This window comes from Oleiphilus sp. HI0061, from assembly GCF_001635675.1.
In genome coordinates this window covers 1-824 of sequence record NZ_LWFE01000595.1, presented here as the reverse complement: position 1 = coordinate 824, position 824 = coordinate 1, and the positions used below count along the sequence as shown (strand labels likewise).

At 46.2% G+C, this 824-nt stretch carries 1 protein-coding gene; it reads left to right on the top strand.

The window, feature by feature from the left end; translation table 11 throughout:
- Window positions 1-724 (top strand): cytochrome c-type biogenesis CcmF C-terminal domain-containing protein (locus tag A3735_RS07735; RefSeq protein ID WP_304439982.1); only part of this gene is annotated, 724 nt, incomplete at its 5' end.
- Between the last annotated feature and the right edge of the window lie 100 nt (window positions 725-824).

Here is an 824-nt window from a genome sequence, read left to right as displayed (position 1 = left end):
TGAGCTTTCACTTTTGATTAAGCAACTACGCTGGGTTGCCTTGTCGGCGGTATTGATCGCTTTCGCCTTGCCATTTTTTCTTTTTGAAGAATTTCATGTCGGTGCGTTTTTTGGGTCATTTCTAGCGCTTTGGATTACCGGCTTTACCTTAAAAGACGTATATCAGAAATCAGAGAACAAAGCCGGACGCATTCGCGGCCTGAGACGACTCAGCCGTTCCTATGTTGGAATGACGCTTGGCCACTTGGGGTTTGCCTTTAGTATTCTAGGCGTAACGCTAGTGTCGGTTGAATCTGAAGAAAGAGATATTCGTATGGCGCCTGGCGAGCAAGTGAGTGTGTCTGGTTACAACTTCGTATTTGAAAGCTTAGATCCCTATACTGGCGCTAACTATCAGGCTGATCGTGCCACGGTACGTGTTACCTCGGTTGCATCAGGGAACGAAGTCGCCACATTACACCCCGAGAAGCGAGTTTACTTCTCTAAGAACAGCCCTATGACGGAAGCAGGCATTGATGCCGGGCTATTCCGTGATCTCTATATTGCTTTAGGCGAGCCACTCACTGACGGTGCCTGGGCAGTTCGTATTCAAATAAAACCCTTCGTTAGATGGATTTGGCTTGGCACTATTTTTATGGCGCTAGGTGGATTGTTTGCGATAAGTGATCGTCGTTATCGCTTAAAGTCAAAACTCGTAGACAATAAAAATGGAGGCCTGGTATGAACAAAAGAATCGTCCTTTTCACACCTCTCGTTCTTACTATTGCTCTTGGGCTCATACTATATACCGCTATCGGTAAGGATCCTACCAAACTAGAAACGGC